The organism is Bradyrhizobium forestalis (genome assembly GCF_002795245.1).
GTDB classification, from domain to species: Bacteria; Pseudomonadota; Alphaproteobacteria; order Rhizobiales; family Xanthobacteraceae; genus Bradyrhizobium; species Bradyrhizobium forestalis.
On sequence record NZ_PGVG01000021.1, the window covers coordinates 38,897 to 59,571 of the forward strand.

A 20,675-nucleotide genomic window follows, 5' to 3' on the forward strand; every position below is an offset into this window, starting at 1 on the left:
GGAGGAAGGAATATGGCCTTGATGCGCAGGCAGTCCCTGGTCAAGTTCGACGCCCCCTTGTGCGAGACCATCGTCGACACGCCGAAGCCGCAAGGCCGCGAGGTGCTGGTGCGCATCGAGCGCTGCGGCCTCTGCCATTCCGACCTGCACATCCAGGACGGCTATGCCGATCTCGGCGGCGGCAAGAAGCTCGACACCACGCGCGGCATGACGCTGCCCTTCACGCTCGGCCACGAGATCGCGGGCGTCGTCGACGAAGTCGGCCCCGATGTAGAAGCCAGCCTCGTCGGCGCCAAGAAGGCCGTGTTTCCGTGGATCGGTTGCGGCCAGTGCCGCGACTGCGCCAATGGCGACGAGAACCTCTGCGTCAAGCAGCGCTTCCTCGGCGTCTCCATCGACGGCGGCTTCGCCACCCACGTGCTGGTGCCCGACGCGAAATATCTGCTCGACTACGATCCCCTTCCCGTCAACCAGGCCGCGACCTTGATGTGCTCCGGCGTCACCGCCTATGGCGCGCTCAAGCGCCTGGTCGACCGTCCACGCCAGCGCAACCTCTTGCTGATCGGCCTCGGCGGCGTCGGCATGATGGGCCTGTCGTTCGCGCAGGCGATGTTCAAGCAGCCGATCACGGTTGCGGACCTCTCACCGGTCGCGCGCGAGACCGCTCTCAAGAACGGCGCTGCCGTCGCCTACGATCCGGCCGAGCCTGATGTCATCAAGCGTATCCTCAAGGAGACCGAAGGCGGCTTCGACGAGATCGTCGATTTCGCCGGCAACGAGAAGTCGATGGCGTTCGCGGTCGCGGTCGCCGCGCGCGGCGGCAAGATCGTGGTCTCCGGCCTGATGGGCGGCCAGTTCACGCTACCGATGGTGCAATGGGTCTACAAGCGCATGACCATCGAGGGCTTCATGGTCGGCACGCTCAGCGAGGCCCACGAGCTGATGGCGCTGGCACGCGCCGGCAAGATCAAGCCGACGCCAATGCGCGAGGAGCCGATGGGCGACGTGCAAAAATGGATCGACGAGCTTCGCGCCGGCAAGGTCGTCGGCCGTATCGTGCTGAAGAACTGATCGAAGCGCGGCGGGCCCGACGCAAGTCTCGCCCGCCGCACGGAACGCCTACGGCCGCGCCGCGTTGGCAGCGCATGTCGATCCGTTGCACCGTTGAAAGCGCATTCTTTATCGCATGGGGCTGCCTGGAGAAGAGCGGCGAGCTCGGCCAGCCTGACGAGAGCGCGAATTTCCTGCTCGACGCCATCGAAGCCCAGATTCGAACCGGCGAACGCCGGCAGCTGATGCTCGCCAACAGGGCGATCGATGCCTGGCGCGCGCGCGCGGCGAACAACCCGTCCGCGCACGACTGCGAAGCCCGCTTCGGGTGATGGCGTCGATGCCGGGCGCTGTCGTTGGTGATGGCCTCGCGAAAGGTCGCGACATCGCGCAAGCGTCTCGCGCCAGGCGATACGGCAAGATCGCGCCACGTCTCCATGACCTGGTCAGCCAAATTTCCCGGCGGCTACCAGCGGGAATCATTGACAAGTTCCAGCCCGCAGTGATGGTGGTTCCATTGCTGAGAGGGGACGCAACCGGGCTGACTAGCCGCCCGCATTGCTCGCGTCGGTGGAAGGCTGGTTTGAGATGTCGTTTGCGACGCTCGGTGTCCGGCCAAGAGGGGCACTGGGAATGTCGCAGGGAGCGGGGGTTCTGAGCTGGAGCGCGAAACGCAGTCGAATCTGCATCCCGTCATTGGCCGCGCTGGCGCTGTCCCTCGCGACATTGACGTGGACGACAACGACACACGTGCAGGCGCAGAGCTGGAACGGCGCGACATCGGACTGGTTCACCGCCGGCAACTGGACACCCAGCGGCGTCCCGACCAACGCCACCAACGCGTTCATCGACACCACCTCGCCCAATGCCGCCATCATCTCGTCCGGCAACGCCCAGGCGCAGACCGTCACCATCGGCTTCTCCGCGACCGGAGGCCTGACCATCCAGAACGGGGCGACGCTGTCTGATTCGGTCGGGGCCCTCGGCCGCTTTCTCGGCGCGACCGGTACGGCTACGGTTGATGGCGCAGGCTCGTCCTGGAGCAACTCCGCCGATCTCTCCGTCGGCTATTCCGGCGCCGGCACTCTGACGATCCGGAACGGCGGCGCGGTGAGCAACCAGTCCGGGCATGTCGGCCGCGGCGCCGGCGCGACCGGCACCGTGACGGTCGATGGCGCGGGCTCGTCCTGGACCAATCACATCGCGCTCTATGTCGGCAATTCCGGCACGGGCACGCTGGCGATCCAGAACGGCGGTATCGTGAGCAATGGTGCCGATGCGTATATCGGCATGAATTCCGGCGCAATCGGCACGGTGACGGTTGACGGCGCGGGCTCGTCCTGGACCGATGGCGCCAATCTCTTTGTCGGCCAATCCGGCACCGGCACGCTGACGATCAGCAATGGCGGCGCCGTGAGCAACGGTGCGGACGGGCATATCGGCGCCAATGCCGGCGCGACCGGCACCGTGACCGTCGCCGGCGCCGGCTCGTCCTGGACCAATGCCGGCACTCTCTCGGTCGGCGAGGCCGGCACCGGCACGCTGACCATCGCCAGCGGCGGCACGGTGAGCAACACGACCGCAGTCATCGGCGCCAGCTCCGGCGCGACCGGCACCGTGACCGTCACCGGCACCGGCTCGTCCTGGACCAATGCTGGCAACCTCACTGTCGGCCAGGACGGGAGCGGCACGCTGGCGATCGCGGGCGGCGCCGTGGTGAGCAACGCGGTCGGCGCGATCGGCGCCAATGCCGGTTCGGCCGGCACCGTGACGGTCAGCGGCGCCGGTTCGTCCTGGACCAATTCCACCATCCTCTATGTCGGTCAGTCCGGCACCGGCACGCTGACGATCTCGGGCGGCGCTACGGTGAGCAGCGTGATCGGACTTATCGGCGCCGATTTCTTCACAACCGGCACAGTGACGGTCACCGGCGCCGGATCGTCCTGGACCAACTCCTCCAGTCTCGATGTCGGCCAAGACGGCAGCGGTGTGCTCACAATCGCCAATGGCGCCACTGTCTCGGCTTCTTCCGTGACGGTCGGCTATTGGCCCCTATCCTCAGGAACGCTGAATATCGGGGCCGCGTCCGGCCAGACCGCCGTTGCGCCCGGCACGCTGAACACGGCGTTGGTCAGGTTCCGGTCCGGCATCGGCAGCATTGTGTTCAATCACACGGCGTCGAACTATATCTTCGCGCCTGTCATCACCGGCAGCTCCGGCACGGTGACTGTCGAGGCCGGCACCACCATTTTCACCGCCGCCAGCAACTACACCGGCGCAACCACCGTCAACGGCGGCACGCTTGCGGTCGACGGCTCGATCGTGTCGAGCACGACCGTGAACAGCGGCGGCACGCTGTCCGGCATTGGCACGGTCGGATCGGTGACCGTGAACAGCGGCGGCAGGCTCGCCCCCGGCTCCGGCGCGCCCGGCTCGGTGCTGACCATTTCCGGCAGCCTCGCGATGCAGTCCGGCGCGCTCTACCTCGTGCAGGTCGGATCCGCTACGGCTTCGCGCGCCGACGTCTCCGGCACGGCGACGCTCACCGGCGCCAGCGTGCAGGTGAGGGTCGCACCCGGCAATTCCCTCGCAAAGCAGTCCACGATCCTGCACGCGGCGGGCGGTCGCGGCGGCACCACTTTCAGCGGCGTCAGCGCGACGAACTTCGTCGCCAGCCTCAGCTACACGCCGACCGACGTGCTGCTCGACCTCTCGGCCGCGCTCGGCGCCGGCACCGGGCTGAACGTGAACCAGCAGAACGTCGCCAATGCGCTCAACAACGCCTTCAACAACGGCGGCGGGCTGCCGGCGAACTTCGCAGGCATCTTCGGCCTCACCGGAGGCAATCTCGGCACCGCGCTGTCGCAACTCTCCGGTGAACCCGCGACCGGCGCGCAGCAGGGCGCATTCCAGTTCATGGGCCAGTTCCTGGGCCTGATGCTCGACCCGTCCACGGGCGGGCGCGACGGCGCAGGTGGTGCCGGAGGTTCGGCGCTCGGCTTCGCACGGGAGCGCCCAGCCCTGCCGGACGACATCGCCCTCGCCTATGCCATGGCGACGAAGACGCCGCTCGACAAGGCTCCGTTGGCCTTCGAGCCGCGCTGGAACGTGTGGGCCAGCGGCTTCGGCGGCACCAGCAAGACCGGTGGCGATGCAGCTGTCGGCAGCAACGATCTCACCGCGCGAACCGCGGGCGGCGCTGCGGGGCTCGACTATCACCTGACCCGCGACGCAACCGTCGGCTTTGCGCTCGCCGGAGGCGGCACCCGGTGGGATCTCGCGCAAGGCCTCGGCGGCGGCAAGAGCGATGCCTTCCAGGGCGGCGTCTATGCGGCGGTGCGCTCCGGGCCGGCCTATGTCGCGGCCTCACTGGCGGCCGCCAACCACTGGATGTCGACCGACCGCTTCGCCGCCTTCGGCGACCATCTCACCGCCAGCTTCAATGCGCAGAGCTATGGCGGGCGCATCGAAGGCGGCTATCGCGTCGTGACGCCGCTCGTCGCAATCACGCCTTACGCGGCGCTGCAGGCGCAAAGCTTCCGCACACCGGCCTATAGCGAGACCGATCTCACCGGCGGCGGCTTTGGTCTCGCCTACAACGCGCGCAGCGCGACCGACACGCGCGGCGAAGTCGGCGCCCGCTTCGACCGCGCCATGCTGGTTGCACCCGGCACCGCGTTGACGCTGCGCGGCCGCCTCGCCTTCGCGCATGACTGGGTCAGCGATCCCGCGCTGTCAGCGGTGTTCCAGACGCTGCCGGCGGCGAGCTTCGTCGTCAACGGCGCGGCGCCCGCGAAAGACACCGCGCTCGTCTCCACCGGCGCCGATCTGCACTTCGCCCGCGGCATCACCCTGTCGGCCAAATTCGACGGCGCATTCGCCGATCGCATGCAGACCTACACGGGCACCGGCACGCTGCGTTACCGCTGGTAGGCCTTCCGGCTCGTGGGGTGATGGGGATTCACACCCTTGTCCCGGGTGCGAGATGCGGCCAAATCGACGCGAATGCCCCCTTGCGGAAGCCGGGTTTCCAAAATCACTGCGGTGCACAACACCCCGCTCGTCGGCGACAGAGGCAGGATTGACTTCCGAGCGGCGGCCGACGAGAGCTCGTCTTGATCTCTGTCAAAACTGCAAGCGGATTTTTATGCCATGTTTTCATTTTTGGTGCCGCCATGACGATTGTTCGTCATATCCTGGAAGATAAAGGCCGACAAGTATGGTCTGTCCGTCGCGACGACAAAGTCTACGACGCAATTAAGTTGATGGCCGACAAGGACGTTGGCGCGCTGGTCGTGCTGGACGGCAGCAAAATAGTCGGCATTGTCACGGAACGCCACTACGCCCGCAACGTGTTCTTGAAGGGACGCGCGTCGCCGCAGACGCGAGTCGACGATATCATGGAGCGCAACGTCGTATGCGTTGGGCCAGACCGATCGATCGAGGAATGCATGGCGCTCATGACCGCGAAGCGCCTGCGCCATCTGCCGGTGACCGAAAATGGCGCGCTGGTCGGCATTGTTTCGATTGGTGATCTGGTCAAGAGCATCATCAGCGACCGGGAATTCATGATCGAGCAGTTGGCGCACTATATCAGCGGCAATCACCGACCTGATTGACGTGGATGACGGCGCGCATCAAAGGCCGTCAAGTGAGGCTGGAAACTCTTTAGGGAGTGAGGGTCGGATCATGCACATGTATGAAACGACAACCGGACGCCGCCGCAAAAATCGCAAAAATCCAGGCTATACGGGTTTGCTCGCCATCTTATGCCTGTTCGCGTCGATCTTCCTAGCATGGGCAGTGATGAGGACGAACCTCGCGAAGACAAGCCTAGAAATGATGTTTTCGTCGCCTGCAACAACCGGAATGACTTCGAGCGCGTCGGTCGATTCCACCGCGAAGCCCTGAGCTTGCGAGATCGACAGCCCAATCGCTCTTGTCATGGGTTCTCATGTCGCTTGTATGGGAGTGCCAATCATGACCCATATTCCTTTACAGTCTGCAGAATGGTTACCTATCTCAATGCCGCCACCTGACGGACAAGACCTCGAGGTCTGTGTAATTGACTACGATGAAATCGTTATTCCGCTATCGTACCCATGCCGCAGAAGCGGAGCCGATTTGGTTGATGCCTCAAACAGAAAGCTCATCGATATTCAGCCGACCCATTGGCGCAAATGGACTGAGCATCGCGCTATAGGCGTTTGAGGCTCGTGGCGCCCAGCCTTCCCTGCGCCCTTTGGCATCCAAGGAGCGCCAACCAGATCGCAAGCCTCGGGCGAAACGCGCCGCGAGACCGCGAAGGCGTGCCTGCAATTTGGAGAGGCAGTTGGAAGAGCGATACAGCAGCTTCCGCCTCGTCATTGCGAGATAGCACCTCAGCCCCTCTCGTGCCCGGACGCAGCGCAGCGCCCCCTTAGCGATGCGCTGCAGAGCCGGGGCCCACTCGGCCGCGGGGCGCGGGGCGGCGCTGGGTCCCGGCTCAGCGCAGCAGCGTAAGAACGCTGCAGCGCGTCCGGGACGCGAGCGTGAGTTACGCCGCCACCTTCTGTCACACCGCTTTTCGCCCGGACACCGGACTGTTAGACTGGCGCCATTGCTTTGAGGAATTTCGATGCGCGCGAGAATTTTCAATCGCGTCGTGAGGCTGGCAGCACTGGTCGCCGCCACGCTCGCCGCCGCGCAACCAGCCTCGGCCGAGAAGCGCATCGCGCTCGTCGTCGGCAACTCCGCCTACAAGAACATCACGCCGCTCGACAACCCTTCGCGCAATCCGGCAGCGCCGGCGGCTCGATCGGCAATGACGAGAAGTCGCTGTCGGGCTCGCGTTCGGACCGTTCGGCCGAACCGGCTCCGTCCGCGCGCCGGAGCAAGCCGGCCGATGAATCGCGCTCGGCGTCGCGGCGCAGCGGCGGCGGCGGCTTTGACGGCGCCTGGATGGTGACCAGCGTCGGCTGCGGCGGCACCACGTCCGGTGCGGTCGTCGTCTCCTCGGGCAAGGTCATCGGCCAGGGCGTCAGCGGTACCGTCAGCCCGAGCGGCGCCGTCAGAACGGTCGGTCAAGGCGAGGGCGTGACCTTCACGGGCTCCGGCCGTCTCGCCGCCCGCAGCGGGTCCGGGACGTGGCGTCGCTCCGACGGCTGCGGCGGAACCTGGACCTCAGCCAAGCAGTAAGGCGGAAAAAGCCTGACATCGCGGCGGAACGAACGCGCCGCAGGCCCGATTCAAGCCACATCCTCTCCGGATTTGCGGCTCATTGCCACCCAAGTCTTTGATGACAAAGGGGTGGTTAAGAGTTGCGTCATGCGTAACCGGGAGACCAGGATGGGCAACCGCGCCGCAAAGTTCATTTCGACCCTCGTCGCCAGCATCATTGCGGGCGCGCCATTGGCCGCGGTGTCGCAGAACGCGCCAACCGCATCGAGCACGGCCAACGCGGCCCCCGACTGCCTTGCAGCGCCGAAGGATGCCGCGCCGCAGGGCCAGCACTGGTACTATCGCCTCGATCGCACGACCAAGCGGAAATGCTGGTATCTGCGCGCCGCCGGCGACAAGGATAGTGCGAAGACCGCGCAGGCCACGAGCGATACACCGACCGCAGATGTACCGGCGCCGCAGCAGCACCCGGTGCAGGACGCGCGCGCCGAATATCTGACACCGCGGAGCGGAGCCGCCCCCAATACGCCGAACGCTCCTGCGCAAGCCGCCGCCGCGACACCGGTACAACAAGCCGCGGACCAGGCCGCTGACGGCAACGCGCAGCAACCCGCTGCCGCCGCGCCTTGGCCCGATGTCTCCACAGCTTCCGCTCCACCCGCGCCGCCGCCGGCACCGACCGCTGTCGCGGCGGCCGCGCAGCCGAGCACAAAGCCGTCAAAATCCCCGTCGCCCGTGGCGCTCGCTACCGCAGACAACAGCACGACTGACAAGCCGACCGGCTCGCTCCAGACGCTGATGCTCGTGATCGGCGGCGCGCTGGCGCTCGCCGGAATCCTCGCCAGCCTCATCTATCGTTTCGCCGGCGCGCGCGTCCGCCTCCAGTCCGCCGACCGTCACGGACATTGGGGCGATTGGGAGGCGCAGAACCAGGACGGAAGCCGTGCGCCCTGGCTCGCTTCGAAGCCGGCCGACGTCCGGCCGCCGCGCCCCGTCGACTTCGATGCGGCACGTCCGCAACCGACAAGACACGTGACGAAACTTGCCGCGATCGGCCGCGAGATCGAACGGATCGAAGCGCGCAGGCAACGTGCCTCCGCTCCGGCCGCAGAACCTGTCGAGACCAGAAGCGACAAGGTCGAGATCAAGATGGTCGAGAAGAAATTCGGGACCCTCGCCGCGGCGCCACAGCTCGCCGCCAGCGAGATCGGCGCGGATCGCGATGACGCGCCGGCAGGCCGTGACGCCGATGCCGTCGACGTCGACGTCATCACGACGATGCTGGAGCAGCTGGCGAAGGAAGGGCCGCGCCTGTCGCGACCTAACCTTGAAGCTGACCTTGCAAACTTCGCACGAAGCCTACGAGGCCGATCCGCCGCTCGCGCTTGAGGCGTTCGGCCTTCAGGATCGACTGCACCTCGGCGAAGGCCTGGCCTACATCGTGGTTGATCACGATGTAGTCGTACTCGGCCCAGTGGCTCATCTCGTGGCTGGCGCGGCTCATCCGCTTGCGGATCACCTCGTCGGAATCCTGCGCGCGCGAGTGCAGGCGCTTCTCGAGATCGGCCGCCGAAGGCGGCAGGATGAAGACGCGAACCACGTCGACGCTCGCCTTCTGGTGCAGTTGCTGTGTGCCCTGCCAGTCGATGTCGAACAGCACATCCTGCCCGGCCGACAGTGCCGCCTCCACCGGAGCACGCGGCGTCCCGTAGAGATTGTCAAACACGGTGGCCCATTCGAGCAGCTCGCCCTGCTCCACCATGGTCTCGAATCTGCCTTTGCTCACGAAGAAATAGTCGCGCCCCTCGACCTCTCCCGGCCGCATCGCACGCGTGGTCGCCGACACTGACATCTTCAGGCCAGGCTCCCGCTCGAGCAACATCCGCGACAACGTCGTCTTGCCCGCACCCGAGGGCGAGGACAGCACGAACATCAATCCGCGCCGCTCGACACCGTCAGCTCCGTGACCGCCCGTCGTCATCGATCACTCCAGATTCTGGACCTGCTCGCGGAATTGCTCGACCACGTTCTTCATGGCCAGCCCCGTGTTGGTCAGCTCGATGTCGTTCGACTTCGAGCAGCAGGTGTTGACCTCGCGGTGAAACTCCTGCGCCAGGAAGTCGAGCTTGCGCCCGATCGGGCCGCCCTTGCCGATCAGCTCGCGCGCCTGCGCGATATGCGAGGCGATGCGGTCGAGCTCCTCGCGGATGTCGGCCTTGGTCGCGATCAGGATCGCCTCCTGCATCAGGCGGTCGGAATCGAAACGATCGGAGGTGTCGAGCAGCGTCGCGATCTGCTCAGTGAGCCTGGCCTTGATCGCCTCCGGCTTGCGGCCGGGGGCGGCTTCGGCCCTTCTCGCCAGCTGCTCGATCTCGTCGACGCGCTGGGTCAGGATCTGCCCGAGCGAGGTGCCCTCGCGCTTGCGCATCTCGACGAGGTCGGCGAGCGCCTTGTCGAAGGCCTCGGCTGCAGCGGCCCGCGCGGCCTTGTCCTCCTCCTCGTCGCCCTCGGGCTCGGCGATCTCGACGACGCCCTTGATGGCGAGCAGGCCGTCGATGCTCGGCGCCACCGCGTCGACCTTACCGGAAATCAGCGCGGCGGCCTTCAAGACCGCGTTGAGCACGTCCTCATTGACGCGCACCGTGGCGGCGGCGTTGGTCCGCTTGACGTTGAGATTGGCGTAGACGGTGCCGCGCGCGAGCAGCTCGCCGGCGCGCTTCTTGGCATGGGCCTCGAGCTCGTCAAACCCCTGCGGCAGCCGCACCCTGAGGTCAAAGCCCTTGGCGTTGACCGACTTCAATTCCCATTCGAACGTATACGGCCCGCTCGCGCCGTGGCTTCGGGCAAAGCCGGTCATGGACGACAGCGCCATCAGTTCAGATTCTCCAGGAACACGGGATTCGCGAGGCCATCAAGCCACGCGAATCTTAAGACTATTTTGCCGGAAAGTGGAATCCGCAATGTCCGCAGGCAAGGTCCGCGAGCCTAGCGCGGGACCACCGGCGGCGACGACTGCACCGCGCCCTGCCGGGCCGGCGCGGGATTGGCTGGACCAGCCGGGCGCGCCGCCGGCGGCTTCTTCTGCTGATTGGGCCGCGCCGGCGTGGTCGCAGTCGGTGTGTCGGCAGGTCCCGGCGCGGCGGCGGCCGGCGGCTGCGCGTCCTCGGCCGGCTCGACCGTGTCGTTCTGGATCTGCTTCTCCATCGCGCGCAGTTTCGCGACGTTCTTCTGGTGCGCGTCGTAGGTCTCGGTGAAGGCGTGCCCGCCGGTGCCGTCCGCGACGAAATAGAGGTCGCGGGTGCGGGCCGGGTTGGCGGCGGCCTCGAGCGAGGCGCGGCCCGGATTGGAGATCGGACCCGGCGGCAGGCCCTCGATCACATAGGTGTTGTAGGGCGAGGGCTGCGTGATCTCGCTGCGCTTGATCGGCCGGCCCAGCGTGCCCTTGCCGCCGACGAGGCCGTAGATGATGGTCGGATCGGACTGCAGCTTGATCCGCTGCTTCAGGCGGTTGACGAACACCGCGGCGACGCGGCTGCGCTCGTCCGGCTTACCCGTCTCCTTCTCGACGATTGAGGCCAGTGTCACCAATTGCTCCGGCGTCTTGACCGGAATGTCCTGGCTGCGGCGTTCCCAGATCTCGGCGAGCACGCGCTTGTGCGCCTGCTGCATGCGCTGGATCACCTGCTCGCGCGTGGTGCCGCGCGGGAATTTGTAGGTCTCCGGCAACAGCGTGCCCTCGCGCGGCAGCTCGCGCACGCTGCCGGTGAAGATGTCGTTGTCGGACAGCCGCGCCACGATCTGCTCGGAGGTCAGGCCTTCCGGAATCGTGACGGCATGCTGCACCACCTTGCCCTCGACGATGGTGGCGATGACGTCGCGCAGCGAGGCGCTCTTCTGGAAGGCATACTCACCCGGCTTGAGGTCCGAGCTCGCCTTCAACGCGGCGACGCTGGCGATGAACACCCAGGGATTGACGTCGGTCACGCCTTCCCGGTTCAGCGTCTCGGCGATGTCGCGCTTGCCCGCACGCTGCGGGATGTTGACGATCTTGTCTTCCCTGAGCGGCCCGGGTGCTTCCAACACCTGCCGGCCGTAGTAATACACGCCGCCGGCGCCGAGCATGGTGATCAGCAGAAGGGTGATGATGGCGTTGCCGACGATCACGATCGGATTGCGCGCGCGGTCCGATCGCTTGGGCGGCGGCGGGAGCTGCTCGGGCTCGAGCGCGGCCCGCGGACTCCGGGGTGAAATGGGCGGCCTTTCACTCATCGAAACAACCTGAATCCTGCCGGTTCAATCGCGGCCTGACAATCGCTTGCCCTGCCAAAATGCACGCGCCCACGTCCATGACTATCGCCGAATACGGCAAAACGGTGGATTCGTCTCAAACGCAAACTAACTGGCCAAACGCCGGACGATCACCGACGCATTGGTACCGCCAAAACCGAAAGAGTTCGACAATGCGACGTTGACCTCACGCTGTTTCGCCTTGTGCGGCACGAGATCGATCGCAGTCGCGACCGACGGATTGTCGAGATTGATCGTCGGCGGCACGGCATTATCGCGAATCGCGAGAATGGCGAAGATCGCTTCGATCGCACCGGCCGCGCCGAGGAGATGGCCGGTCGACGATTTGGTCGAGGACATCGCAACCTTGGAGGCGGCATTGCCGAGCAGGCGCTCGACCGCACCGAGCTCGATCTCGTCGCCGAGCGGCGTCGAGGTGCCGTGCGCGTTGATGTAGTCGAGATCGGACGGCGTAAGGCCGGCGCGCTTCAGCGCCGCCGACATGCTGCGGAAACCGCCATTGCCGTCGGGCGACGGCGATGTGATGTGGTAGGCATCGCCGGAGAGGCCGTAGCCGATCACCTCGGCATAGATCCTGGCGCCGCGACGCCTGGCGTGCTCGAGCTCCTCCAGCACGAGGACGCCGGCGCCCTCGCCCATGACGAAGCCGTCGCGGTCCTTGTCATAGGGACGCGAGGCCTTCTCGGGCGTCTCGTTGAAACCGGTCGAAAGCGCACGCGCGGCGTTGAAGCCGGCAATGCCGATACGGCTGATCGGCGACTCGGCGCCGCCTGCGACCATCACGTCGGCATCGCCGAGCGCGATCAGGCGGGCGGCATCGCCGACCGCGTGCGCGCCGGTCGAGCAGGCCGTGACCACCGCATGGTTCGGCCCCTTCAGCCCGTGCGCGATCGAGACGTAGCCGGAGGCGAGATTGATCAGGCGGCCCGGAATGAAGAACGGCGACACCCGGCGCGGCCCACGCTCCTTCAACAGGATCGCGGTATCGGCGATGCCGTTGAGGCCGCCGATACCGGACCCGATCATGGTGCCGGTCGCGCACTTGTCCTCTTCAGTCTCGGGATGCCAGTTGGCATCGTCGAGCGCCTGGCCGGCCGCGGCCATGCCGAAGATGATGAAGTCGTCGACCTTGCGCTGGTCCTTCGGCTCCATCCACTTGTCGGGATTGAAGCTGTCGTTCGACCCGTCGCCGCGCACGACCGTGCAGGCGATCTTGGTCTGCAGATCGGAGACATCGAAGCTCTCGATCCTGCGCGCACCGCTTTCGCCGTTGAGGATGCGCTTCCAGGTCGGCTCGACGCCACAGCCGAGTGGCGAGACCATGCCGAGACCCGTGACGACAACCCGCCTCATATCCGAAAACTCCGCATCGAAAGATTCACGGCCAATAACAAGAAACCGGCTGACCGCTGCGAAGCGGCCCGTCCGGTTTCAATGTTGTCCCCGCGAAAATGAAGAGCCTTAGCTCTTCGCGTTCTTCTCGAGAAACTTCGTGGCATCGCCGACGGTGAGAATCGTCTCCGCAGCGTCGTCCGGAATCTCGCAACCGAATTCCTCTTCGAACGCCATCACCAGCTCGACGGTGTCCAGACTGTCGGCGCCGAGGTCGTCGATGAAGCTCGCGTTGTCGACAACCTTCTCGGGTTCAACACCAAGGTGTTCGACCACGATCTTCTTAACCCGCTCGCCAATGTCACTCATTGCTTAACCTCGTGTTGTTCCCTGTAGACCCGACCCCCCGGGACGATACGAGCCGTCGTGGTCGTTTGACTGCCTTCGCTTACGAACTTTGATTTGGCCCATCCTAACCGATGCAGGCCCGGCGAACGACGGCCAAAGGCTCTGCATCGCCAATATACAGGGTTTCAAAAACCTGCAATGGCGTTCTTTGCCCATCCGTTGAAGGTCCGGTTATCATACTTCAATTGCCTTGACTACAAGCCTCATTTTGCTCCGGAAACGGCCGTTTGCCGCATGCCGCACCGCCCTGACGGGCGGCGCGGCATGCGACGTCAGATCATAGCCATGCCGCCGTTGACGTGGATGGTTTGCCCGGTGACATAGGATGCTTCGTTCGAGCTCAGGTAGACGGCGGCCGCTGCAATGTCCTCGGGCGTCCCCAGGCGGGCGGCCGGAACCTTGGTCAGAATCGTTTCGCGCTGCTTGTCGTTGAGCGCATCGGTCATCGGGGTCTTGATGAAGCCGGGCGCGATGCAGTTCGCGGTGACGCCACGCTTGGCGTATTCGGCGCCGAGCGTCTTGATCATGCCGATCAGGCCTGCCTTCGACGCAGTATAATTGCCCTGCCCCGGATTGCCGGTGACACCGACCACGGAGGTGATGGCAATGATGCGGCCGAAGCGCTTGCGCATCATCAGCTTGGTCGCGGCGCGTGCGAGGCGAAAGGTCGCGGTCAGATTGACGTTGATGACCTCGTCCCAGTCCTCGTCACGGAGTTGCACGAAGAGATTGTCGCGCGTGATGCCGGCATTGGCGATGAGAATGTCGACCTGGCCCATCGCCGCTTCCGCAGCCGGCACCAGCGCCTCGACCTCATCGACCTTGGAAAGATTGCAGGGCAGCACGTGAGCGCGCTCGCCGAGCTTGCCGGCAAGCTCGTCCAGCACCTCCTTGCGCGTCCCTGATATGGCGACGGTGGCGCCCTGGGCGTGCAGCGCCTGCGCGATCGCGCCGCCGATGCCTCCGGTCGCGCCGGTGACGAGCGCCTTTCGGCCAGTCAGATCGAACATTGATGACTCCTTTAGGCCTGCTTCGCAGCGGCCAATGCTTCCTTGGCGGCGGCAATATCGTTCGGACCGCCGACCGCAATGCCGACGGCACCGTCCGCAATACGCTTGACAAGCCCCGTCAGCACCTTGCCGGCGCCGATCTCGAAGAAGCGGGTGACGCCCTGCCCGGCCATATAAGCGACCGACTCGCGCCAGCGCACCGTGCCGGTGACCTGCTCGACCAGGCGGCGGCGGATCTCGTCGGGATCGGTGATGGCGCTTGCCAGCACGTTCGACACCAGCGGCGCCGCCGGCGCCTTGATCGTGACCTTCGAGAGCGCCTCCGCCATGGCATCCGCAGCCGGCTGCATCAGCTTGCAATGGAACGGCGCGGATACCGGCAGCAGCATGGCGCGCTTGGCGCCCTTGGCCTTGGCAATCTCGACGGCGCGATCGACCGCGGCCTTGTCGCCTGAAACCACCACCTGCCCGCCGCCATTGTCGTTGGCGGCCTGGCAGACCTGCCCCTGCGCCGCCTCGCCCGCGACCTCCATGGCGGCCTCGTAGTCGAGACCGAGCAGCGCAGCCATCGCGCCGGCACCGACCGGGACGGCCTTTTGCATTGCGAGACCGCGCGTGCGAAGCAGGCGGGCGGTATCCGAAACCGTCAGGCTGCCGGCCGCGGCCAGCGCCGAATATTCACCAAGCGAGTGGCCGGCAACGAAGGCAGCGTCTCGCCCCACGGAAAAACCAGCCTCGGCCTCGAGCACGCGCAGGGTGGCGATCGACACCGCCATCAGCGCCGGCTGGGCGTTCTCGGTGAGCTGGAGGGTTTCGGCTGGACCTTCCCAGATGGTGGCCGTCAGCTTCTCGGAAAGCGCGGCATCGACCTCGTCGAACACGGCGCGCGCCACCGGAAAGGCATCAGCCAAGGCCTTGCCCATGCCGACCGCCTGGGAACCCTGCCCGGGAAATGTGAATGCAGCCGTCATCGGCGCTCCCTGCTTGTCAGGCATGATCCCTCTCGAGAACCGGCAGCCGATTACGCACGGCCTTGGGCCATGGCTCCGGATCATGCTCCAAAGGGGGCCGTAGACACCGTCCGGGGCCGCACTGTCAAGCCGAGACGGGAACTTGGACCAGCATTCAACGGGGAATGCGCCCGTTAGAACCCGCCGGCAGTCTGGTTGGCATCGACCTCCGCCCCGGCCCGCGCACGGCGCGCACTGTTGACCAGTTGCCCCGGCCGATCCTCGCGGTTCGGCTTTGCCGTCGCCAGCCGCAGCACCGCCGCGTAATTCGGCTGCACTTCCATGCGGCCGGCGTACCGGCTCGCGCTCAGCAGGCGATGCACCTTCGGCAAATTGTAGCAAGGCACGTAGAACAAGAGATGATGCTCAAGGTGATAGTTCACGTAGTACGGCGCGATGAACAGGCGCTCGAGAAAACTGGCATGCGTGGTGCGGGTGTTGCGCAAGGGGTCTTTGCTATCAGGAACGACGGCGTGCTCGGCGATGTTGCGGATGCGGGTGATGACCATCATCCAGGTCAGCAGCGGCACCAGCCACAGCAGCGGATAGGCCCACCACACACCAGCAGCCGCGAGCGCCGCAAACATGATCGCATTGACCACACATTGCGGGCCAAGCTTCTCCCAGAAATGCGCCGCACGCTGCCGCCATGACCAGTCCTTTGGCCCGAGCGCGTTGAGCAACTGCGCCTTGCGCTGCTGGTAGCCGGTCTGCCCGGTGATGTCGCGAATGAACTTGCGGCGATAGCTCAGCTTGGTGATCGGAAACGGCGCCGACAGCACGAGATCCGGATCGTCCTCCTGCTGGGTGCGCGCATGATGCTGGAGGTGGTAACGCCGGTAGCTGCGCGTCTCCGCAAACAGCGGATAGGCGCAGAACCACTGGCTCAGCGCCAGATTGGTTTTCTCGTCGGCGGACAGGCAGCCATGTGCACCGTCGTGCATCAGGATCGCAAGGCCGAGCTGGCGCGAGCCGATGACGGCGACGGCGAAGATATAGGTGATCGGATTGGGCCACCACGCGACCAAGGCGATCGCTGCAATGATCAGCGCCCAGGCGTGCGCGATCAGCGCAGCGCCTTTCCACGTCACGCGCTGGCGCACGTCGGCCAATTGATCATCGGTCAGGAAATCGCGGGCACGCATGCGAAGCGCGGTCATGGCCTACCCCTCTCCATTCGAATTGCTTGATGCGTCGCGCTCCTCGACGAGACGCAGGCGCCCGGTGTCGCCCGTGGATTTCGCCTGCTCGCCCAGCACGCGCAGCATCTCGGCACAGAGCTCCTCGGGCGAACGCCCCATGGCGTAGCCTTCGAGGATGACGCCGATGGCGACGGCCCAGAAGCGCCGCGAGCTTTCGTCGGGCGCGCGCAACGAGCGCCAGCCGTGCCGCTCGACCTGGCCCGCATAGGCGCGCGCACCCTCGCTGTGCAGGCGCTCGATGGTGCGCTCGACCAATGGCGCGAGATCCTGGCGGCGCCGCGTCAGCGTCAGCGCTTCGGCGAAGAAGGCAACCGAATCGCTCGCCGTCACCGTCTCGGCCAGGGCATGGGTGTACTCCCGGGGCGTGCGCGCCTTCAGCGCCGCCTGCTCGGTGGTGCGCGCGAGGTACAGGAGATCGCGGCAGGCGCATTCGACGAACAGCGCCTCCTTGGTGCGGAAGTAATAGGTGATCTGGCTCGGGAATGCGTCCGCGGCGGCCGCGATGTCGGTGATCGCCGTGCCAGACAGCCCCCGCTCCCGGAACAGCGGGCTCGCGGCATCAAGAAGCAGCGACCGCATCTTGCGGCCGGCCGAGCGCGTCGCACGCGCGGCGTGCTTGGGGTCGCCTACCGCCTCGAGCGGCGCATGGACAGATTTGTCTGCCATTGGCTCCTCCCGCTAAATTCTTTGTATGCTATACAAACAAATAAATCAAGGCAGGATATGGCATGGGAGGACTAAACTCGGCGGGGGAACGTCGGGCTCGGTGGCGCCAGGCGTCGCCCATGACGCCGGTCTAGCAATCCCCACCACTGTCATGCCCCGCGAAGGCGGGGTATCCAGTACGCCGCGGCCCATCGGTTCAACAACAACTGCCTCGGAGTACTGGATCGCCCGGTCAAGCCGGGCGATGACACCGAGTGTGTGGCGAGCGCGTTCGGGCCGCCCCGCGACGGGAGGACCCGGCTCAAAAAAGCCCTTCCAACCTTGCAAAGCCGGACAAAATCCGTATAAGGCGCGCATCCGCAGACCCCGGCCGGGAGCTGAACGGACGGTCTCAGCAAATCCTTCGTGATTTTGGTGTGGCAGGGCCAGTCGGCCCGTCGTCCCGTGTTTCCGCCTTCTGAGCTTGATCCCAGAGTCCTTTCCGAAGGTCTCTTAAGGGTTTGACGCCGGGCGATGCGCCAACATGAGGAAAGGACGTCCATGCCTCTTTACGAGCATGTTTTTCTCGCGCGTCAGGACGCGAGCCCGCAGCAGGTCGAAGAGCTGACTGCGCAGATGACCGGTATCGTCGAAGGTCTCGGCGGCAAGATCACCAAGACCGAGAATTGGGGCGTGCGCTCCCTCACCTACCGCATGAACAAGAACCGCAAGGCGCATTTCGTGCTGCTCAACATCGACGCGCCGTCCGCGGCGATCGCCGAGATCGAGCGCCAGGAGCGCATCAGCGAGGACGTGATCCGCTATCTCAGCGTCCGCGTCGAGGAGCTCGAGGAAGGCCCGTCCGCGATGATGCGCAAGGCCGACCGTGATCGCGAGCGTGACGACCGCGGCGGTGGCTTCCGCGGCGAGCGTGAAGGCGGCTTCCGTGGCGACCGCGAGGGCGGTTTCCGCGGTGATCGCGGTCCGCGCCGTCCGCGCGATGAAGCTGAAACCACGGATGGGGAGTAAGACCAATGGCTGAAGCTGGTGCACGTCGCCCGTTTTTCCGTCGTCGCAAGAGCTGCCCGTTCACGGGCGCCAATGCTCCGAAGATCGACTACAAGGACTCCAAGCTCCTGATGCGTTACGTCTCCGAGCGCGGCAAGATCGTGCCGAGCCGCATCACCGCGGTGTCCGCGAAGAAGCAGCGTGAGCTCGCCCGCGCCATCAAGCGCGCGCGCTTCCTGGGTCTCTTGCCCTACGTCATTCGCTGATACGACCAACTCGACCGGCGGCCGCTGAGCCGCCGGTCTTAACGTTTCGAACTCATAAGGCTTCCGGGTCGTCCGGTCGCCGATGGTTGGGGCAAACGACGCCTCTAACCGCTCGAAGGGAGCGGGACAGCTGATGATGGCCTTTGGACTGATAGCCCTGATCGCCGGCGCCGCGTCGGCCCTGATGTTCGCCTCGATCATCTCGGGCGCGCTGATCTCGCTCGTCCTGTTCTACCTCGCACCGCTGCCGTTGATGGTCGCCGCAATCGGCTGGGGACCGCTTTGCGCAAGCCTCGGCGGCATTGCCGCCGCGATCGGCCTCGGCGCCCTGTTCGGCCTGCCCTACTGCATCGCCTTCGCCGTCACCGTCGCGTTGCCGGCCTGGTGGCTCGGCCATCTCGTCCTGCTCGGCCGGCAGGTCGGAGGTGTCGCAGCGGACGCCACCGCCGCCGAACCGGCGGCCGAGCCCGCGTTCGAGTGGTACCCGGTTGGCCGCATCCTGCTCTGGATCGCAGGCTTTGCCATGCTGACCACGATCGCCGCTCTGCTCACGCTCGGCACCGACGCCGAAACCATCACCGGCACGCTGCGGCGCGGCCTGATGCGCCTCCTCCGCGCCACCGACCCGCAAACCTCGGGCGAAGCCACTCAGTTCGTCGACGCGCTGGTGCGCATCGCGCCAGCCGCCGCAACCATCATCGCGATGATGACGCTGACGCTCAACCTCTGGCTCAGCGCCAAGGTGACGGCGACGTCGGGCCGGCTGCGGCGTCCCTGGCCGGACATGAAGACAGCCGAGCTGCCGCCGATGACGCTGGTGGCGCTCTGCATCGCCCTCGCCTTCTGCTTCACCGGCGGGCTGCTCGCCATCGTCGCGCAGATCGCCACGGCCGCGCTGATGATGGGCTATGCGCTGACCGGTTTCGCCGTGCTGCATACGCTCACGCTCGCGCTGAAGAGCCGCACGTTCTGGCTCGGCTCGACCTACGCCGTCGTCGTCGTGTTCGGATGGCCCGTGATCGCGATGGTGATCCTCGGCCTTGCGGATGCCGTGTTCGGCTTCCGCGAGCGCTTCCTGCGCAGCCGGCAGCCGCCACCGCTGCCAACCCCTTAAGTCACCCGAAACTGAAACCTACAGAGCACTTCAAAAGGAGAACGAATATGGAAGTCATTTTGCTGGAACGCGTCAACAAGCTCGGCCAGATGGGCGAAGTCGTGAAGGTTCGCGACGGCTACGCGCGCAATTTCCTGCTCAAGCGCGGCAAGGCGCTGCGCGCCACCGCCGACAACCGGGCCAAGTACGACGGCATGAAGGCCGAGCTCGAGGCGCGCAACCTCGCCTCGAAGGCCGAGGCGTCCAAGGTCGCCGAGAAGATCGAAGGCAAGAACATCATCGTGATCCGTCAGGCGTCGGAAGCCGGCCAGCTGTTCGGCTCGGTCAACGTGCGTGACATCGTGATCGCGTTCGAAGCCGACGGCGTTTCGCTCGCCCGTCCGCAGATCCAGCTCGACGCGCCGATCAAGACCATCGGCAAGCACTCGATCACCGTTGCCGTTCATCCCGAGGTCGAGGTCGAGATCACCGTCACGGTTGCCCGCAGCCAGGACGAGGCCGAGCGCATCAACCGCGGCGAGGACATCTCGACCCGCAACGAGGATCGCGATGCGGCCGCCGAAGCGATCGCCGCCGCCGGCGAGTTCTTCGATCCGGAAGCCGAGCACGAGGAGGTCGAGCCGGCCCCGGCTGCGGAAGAGAAGTAAGCCTCGCATTCATACGCGAAGCGAAGGCCCGGTCGCCTCAGGCGGCCGGGCCTTTCATTATGGCGGCAACGTCCTCGCTCAGCATCGCGATCGAGGCGAGCGCGGTGGCCGTATGCTTCTCGACACCGTCGTTGACGCAGAACACGTCGGCCGCGACCACGGAGACCTGACGGCCCGGCTTGATCACCCTGGCACGGCAGATCAGCTTCTCGCCGACCGCGGGCGACAACAGATTGAGCTTGTATTCCGCCGTCAGCGCCGACTGGCCGCGCGAGGTGGCGGCTGCGATCGTCGTGGCATTGTCGACCAGGAAGGCGGTCACGCCGCCATGAAAGAAGCCATGCTGCTGTAAGAGCTCCGGCCGGCGCTCCACGGCGATCGTGCAGGTGCCGCGCGACAATTCGGACAGCTCGGCGCCGACCAGGTTCATAAAACCCTGCCGGCCGACATTGGTGTGGATGCGCTCGGCAATTGGCGCGAATTCCGGATCAGCTTCGGCTCGCATGCAGTCCTCTC

At 65.8% G+C, this 20,675-nt stretch carries 20 protein-coding genes and 2 pseudogenes; 11 read left to right on the forward strand and 11 right to left on the reverse strand.

The window, feature by feature from the left end; translation table 11 throughout:
* Window positions 1-12 precede the first annotated feature (12 nt).
* The 4 genes from CVM73_RS23380 (at window position 13) to CVM73_RS23395 (ending at window position 5,669) form a co-directional block, all read left to right on the forward strand.
* On the forward strand, window positions 13-1,071 hold the full coding sequence (locus CVM73_RS23380; RefSeq protein WP_100234212.1) for an alcohol dehydrogenase: 1,059 nt from the start codon (window positions 13-15) through the stop codon (window positions 1,069-1,071).
* Window positions 1,072-1,145: 74 nt separating this feature from the next.
* A complete protein-coding gene (locus CVM73_RS23385; protein WP_100234213.1) occupies window positions 1,146-1,382 on the forward strand; it encodes a hypothetical protein in 237 nt (78 codons plus the stop codon).
* A gap of 301 nt (window positions 1,383-1,683) precedes the next feature.
* Complete coding sequence (locus CVM73_RS23390) at window positions 1,684-4,983, forward strand: autotransporter domain-containing protein (RefSeq protein WP_146006648.1); 3,300 nt, start codon at window positions 1,684-1,686, stop codon at window positions 4,981-4,983.
* A 182-nt stretch (window positions 4,984-5,165) separates the two neighbouring features.
* On the forward strand, window positions 5,166-5,669 hold the full coding sequence (locus CVM73_RS23395; protein ID WP_245452413.1) for a CBS domain-containing protein: 504 nt from the start codon (window positions 5,166-5,168) through the stop codon (window positions 5,667-5,669).
* 126 nt (window positions 5,670-5,795) lie between these two features.
* Here the strand turns inward: CVM73_RS23395 and CVM73_RS23400 are convergent, their stop codons facing one another.
* Complete coding sequence (locus CVM73_RS23400) at window positions 5,796-5,996, reverse strand: hypothetical protein (protein WP_100234216.1); 201 nt, start codon at window positions 5,994-5,996, stop codon at window positions 5,796-5,798.
* Window positions 5,997-6,667: 671 nt separating this feature from the next.
* Here CVM73_RS23400 and CVM73_RS41165 point away from each other — a divergent pair.
* The 3 genes and pseudogenes from CVM73_RS41165 to CVM73_RS23420 form a co-directional block, all read left to right on the forward strand.
* Window positions 6,668-6,841: pseudogene (locus CVM73_RS41165) on the forward strand (caspase family protein); the annotation flags it as partial.
* Window positions 6,820-7,227 (forward strand): annotated as a pseudogene (locus CVM73_RS23415) (hypothetical protein); the annotation flags it as partial. The pseudogenes CVM73_RS41165 and CVM73_RS23415, both read left to right, overlap by 22 nt.
* Window positions 7,228-7,356: 129 nt before the next feature.
* Window positions 7,357-8,598 carry a hypothetical protein gene (locus CVM73_RS23420; protein WP_100234217.1) on the forward strand — a complete coding sequence of 414 codons (1,242 nt, stop codon included), beginning with the start codon at window positions 7,357-7,359 and terminating at the stop codon, window positions 8,596-8,598.
* Here the strand turns inward: CVM73_RS23420 and gmk are convergent.
* From gmk to CVM73_RS23465, 9 genes are all read right to left on the reverse strand, one after another.
* The gene (gene gmk / locus CVM73_RS23425; protein WP_100234218.1) at window positions 8,531-9,190 is read right to left on the reverse strand and encodes a guanylate kinase; all 660 of its coding nucleotides are present in this window, start codon (window positions 9,188-9,190) and stop codon (window positions 8,531-8,533) included. The two genes, CVM73_RS23420 and gmk, sit on opposite strands and share 68 nt — an antisense overlap.
* Before the next feature lie 3 nt (window positions 9,191-9,193).
* Window positions 9,194-10,081: a YicC/YloC family endoribonuclease gene (locus CVM73_RS23430; protein ID WP_100234219.1), complete on the reverse strand. Its 888-nt coding sequence runs from the start codon at window positions 10,079-10,081 to the stop codon at window positions 9,194-9,196.
* Between the two features lie 113 nt (window positions 10,082-10,194).
* Window positions 10,195-11,478, reverse strand: coding sequence for an endolytic transglycosylase MltG (gene mltG, locus CVM73_RS23435; RefSeq protein ID WP_100234220.1), 1,284 nt, complete (start codon window positions 11,476-11,478; stop codon window positions 10,195-10,197).
* 126 nt (window positions 11,479-11,604) lie between these two features.
* Complete coding sequence (gene fabF / locus CVM73_RS23440; RefSeq protein WP_100234221.1) at window positions 11,605-12,870, reverse strand: beta-ketoacyl-ACP synthase II; 1,266 nt, start codon at window positions 12,868-12,870, stop codon at window positions 11,605-11,607.
* A gap of 108 nt (window positions 12,871-12,978) precedes the next feature.
* Window positions 12,979-13,218, reverse strand: a complete 240-nt coding sequence (locus tag CVM73_RS23445) for an acyl carrier protein (RefSeq protein ID WP_008551805.1) — start codon at window positions 13,216-13,218, stop codon at window positions 12,979-12,981.
* 311 nt (window positions 13,219-13,529) lie between these two features.
* On the reverse strand, window positions 13,530-14,267 hold the full coding sequence (gene fabG / locus CVM73_RS23450) for a 3-oxoacyl-[acyl-carrier-protein] reductase (protein ID WP_100234222.1): 738 nt from the start codon (window positions 14,265-14,267) through the stop codon (window positions 13,530-13,532).
* A gap of 11 nt (window positions 14,268-14,278) precedes the next feature.
* The gene (gene fabD, locus CVM73_RS23455) at window positions 14,279-15,238 is read right to left on the reverse strand and encodes an ACP S-malonyltransferase (RefSeq protein ID WP_100234282.1); all 960 of its coding nucleotides are present in this window, start codon (window positions 15,236-15,238) and stop codon (window positions 14,279-14,281) included.
* A 173-nt stretch (window positions 15,239-15,411) separates the two neighbouring features.
* A complete protein-coding gene (locus CVM73_RS23460) occupies window positions 15,412-16,437 on the reverse strand; it encodes a fatty acid desaturase family protein (protein WP_100234223.1) in 1,026 nt (341 codons plus the stop codon).
* A 3-nt stretch (window positions 16,438-16,440) separates the two neighbouring features.
* Entirely contained in the window at window positions 16,441-17,145 is a 705-nt protein-coding gene (locus CVM73_RS23465) for a TetR/AcrR family transcriptional regulator C-terminal domain-containing protein (protein WP_100234224.1), read from the reverse strand.
* A gap of 540 nt (window positions 17,146-17,685) precedes the next feature.
* Between CVM73_RS23465 and rpsF the strand changes: the two genes are divergently transcribed.
* From rpsF to rplI, 4 genes are all read left to right on the forward strand, one after another.
* The gene (rpsF, locus tag CVM73_RS23470) at window positions 17,686-18,153 is read left to right on the forward strand and encodes a 30S ribosomal protein S6 (protein WP_025035823.1); all 468 of its coding nucleotides are present in this window, start codon (window positions 17,686-17,688) and stop codon (window positions 18,151-18,153) included.
* 5 nt (window positions 18,154-18,158) lie between these two features.
* Entirely contained in the window at window positions 18,159-18,398 is a 240-nt protein-coding gene (gene rpsR / locus CVM73_RS23475) for a 30S ribosomal protein S18 (RefSeq protein WP_007592020.1), read from the forward strand.
* A 133-nt stretch (window positions 18,399-18,531) separates the two neighbouring features.
* Window positions 18,532-19,512 carry a DUF2232 domain-containing protein gene (locus tag CVM73_RS23480; protein ID WP_100234225.1) on the forward strand — a complete coding sequence of 327 codons (981 nt, stop codon included), beginning with the start codon at window positions 18,532-18,534 and terminating at the stop codon, window positions 19,510-19,512.
* 47 nt (window positions 19,513-19,559) lie between these two features.
* Complete coding sequence (rplI, locus tag CVM73_RS23485) at window positions 19,560-20,159, forward strand: 50S ribosomal protein L9 (RefSeq protein WP_100234226.1); 600 nt, start codon at window positions 19,560-19,562, stop codon at window positions 20,157-20,159.
* A 37-nt stretch (window positions 20,160-20,196) separates the two neighbouring features.
* Here the strand turns inward: rplI and CVM73_RS23490 are convergent, their stop codons facing one another.
* Window positions 20,197-20,664 (reverse strand): PaaI family thioesterase, encoded by a 468-nt coding sequence (locus tag CVM73_RS23490; RefSeq protein ID WP_100234227.1) that lies wholly within the window; start codon window positions 20,662-20,664, stop codon window positions 20,197-20,199.
* Window positions 20,665-20,675: the final 11 nt, after the last annotated feature.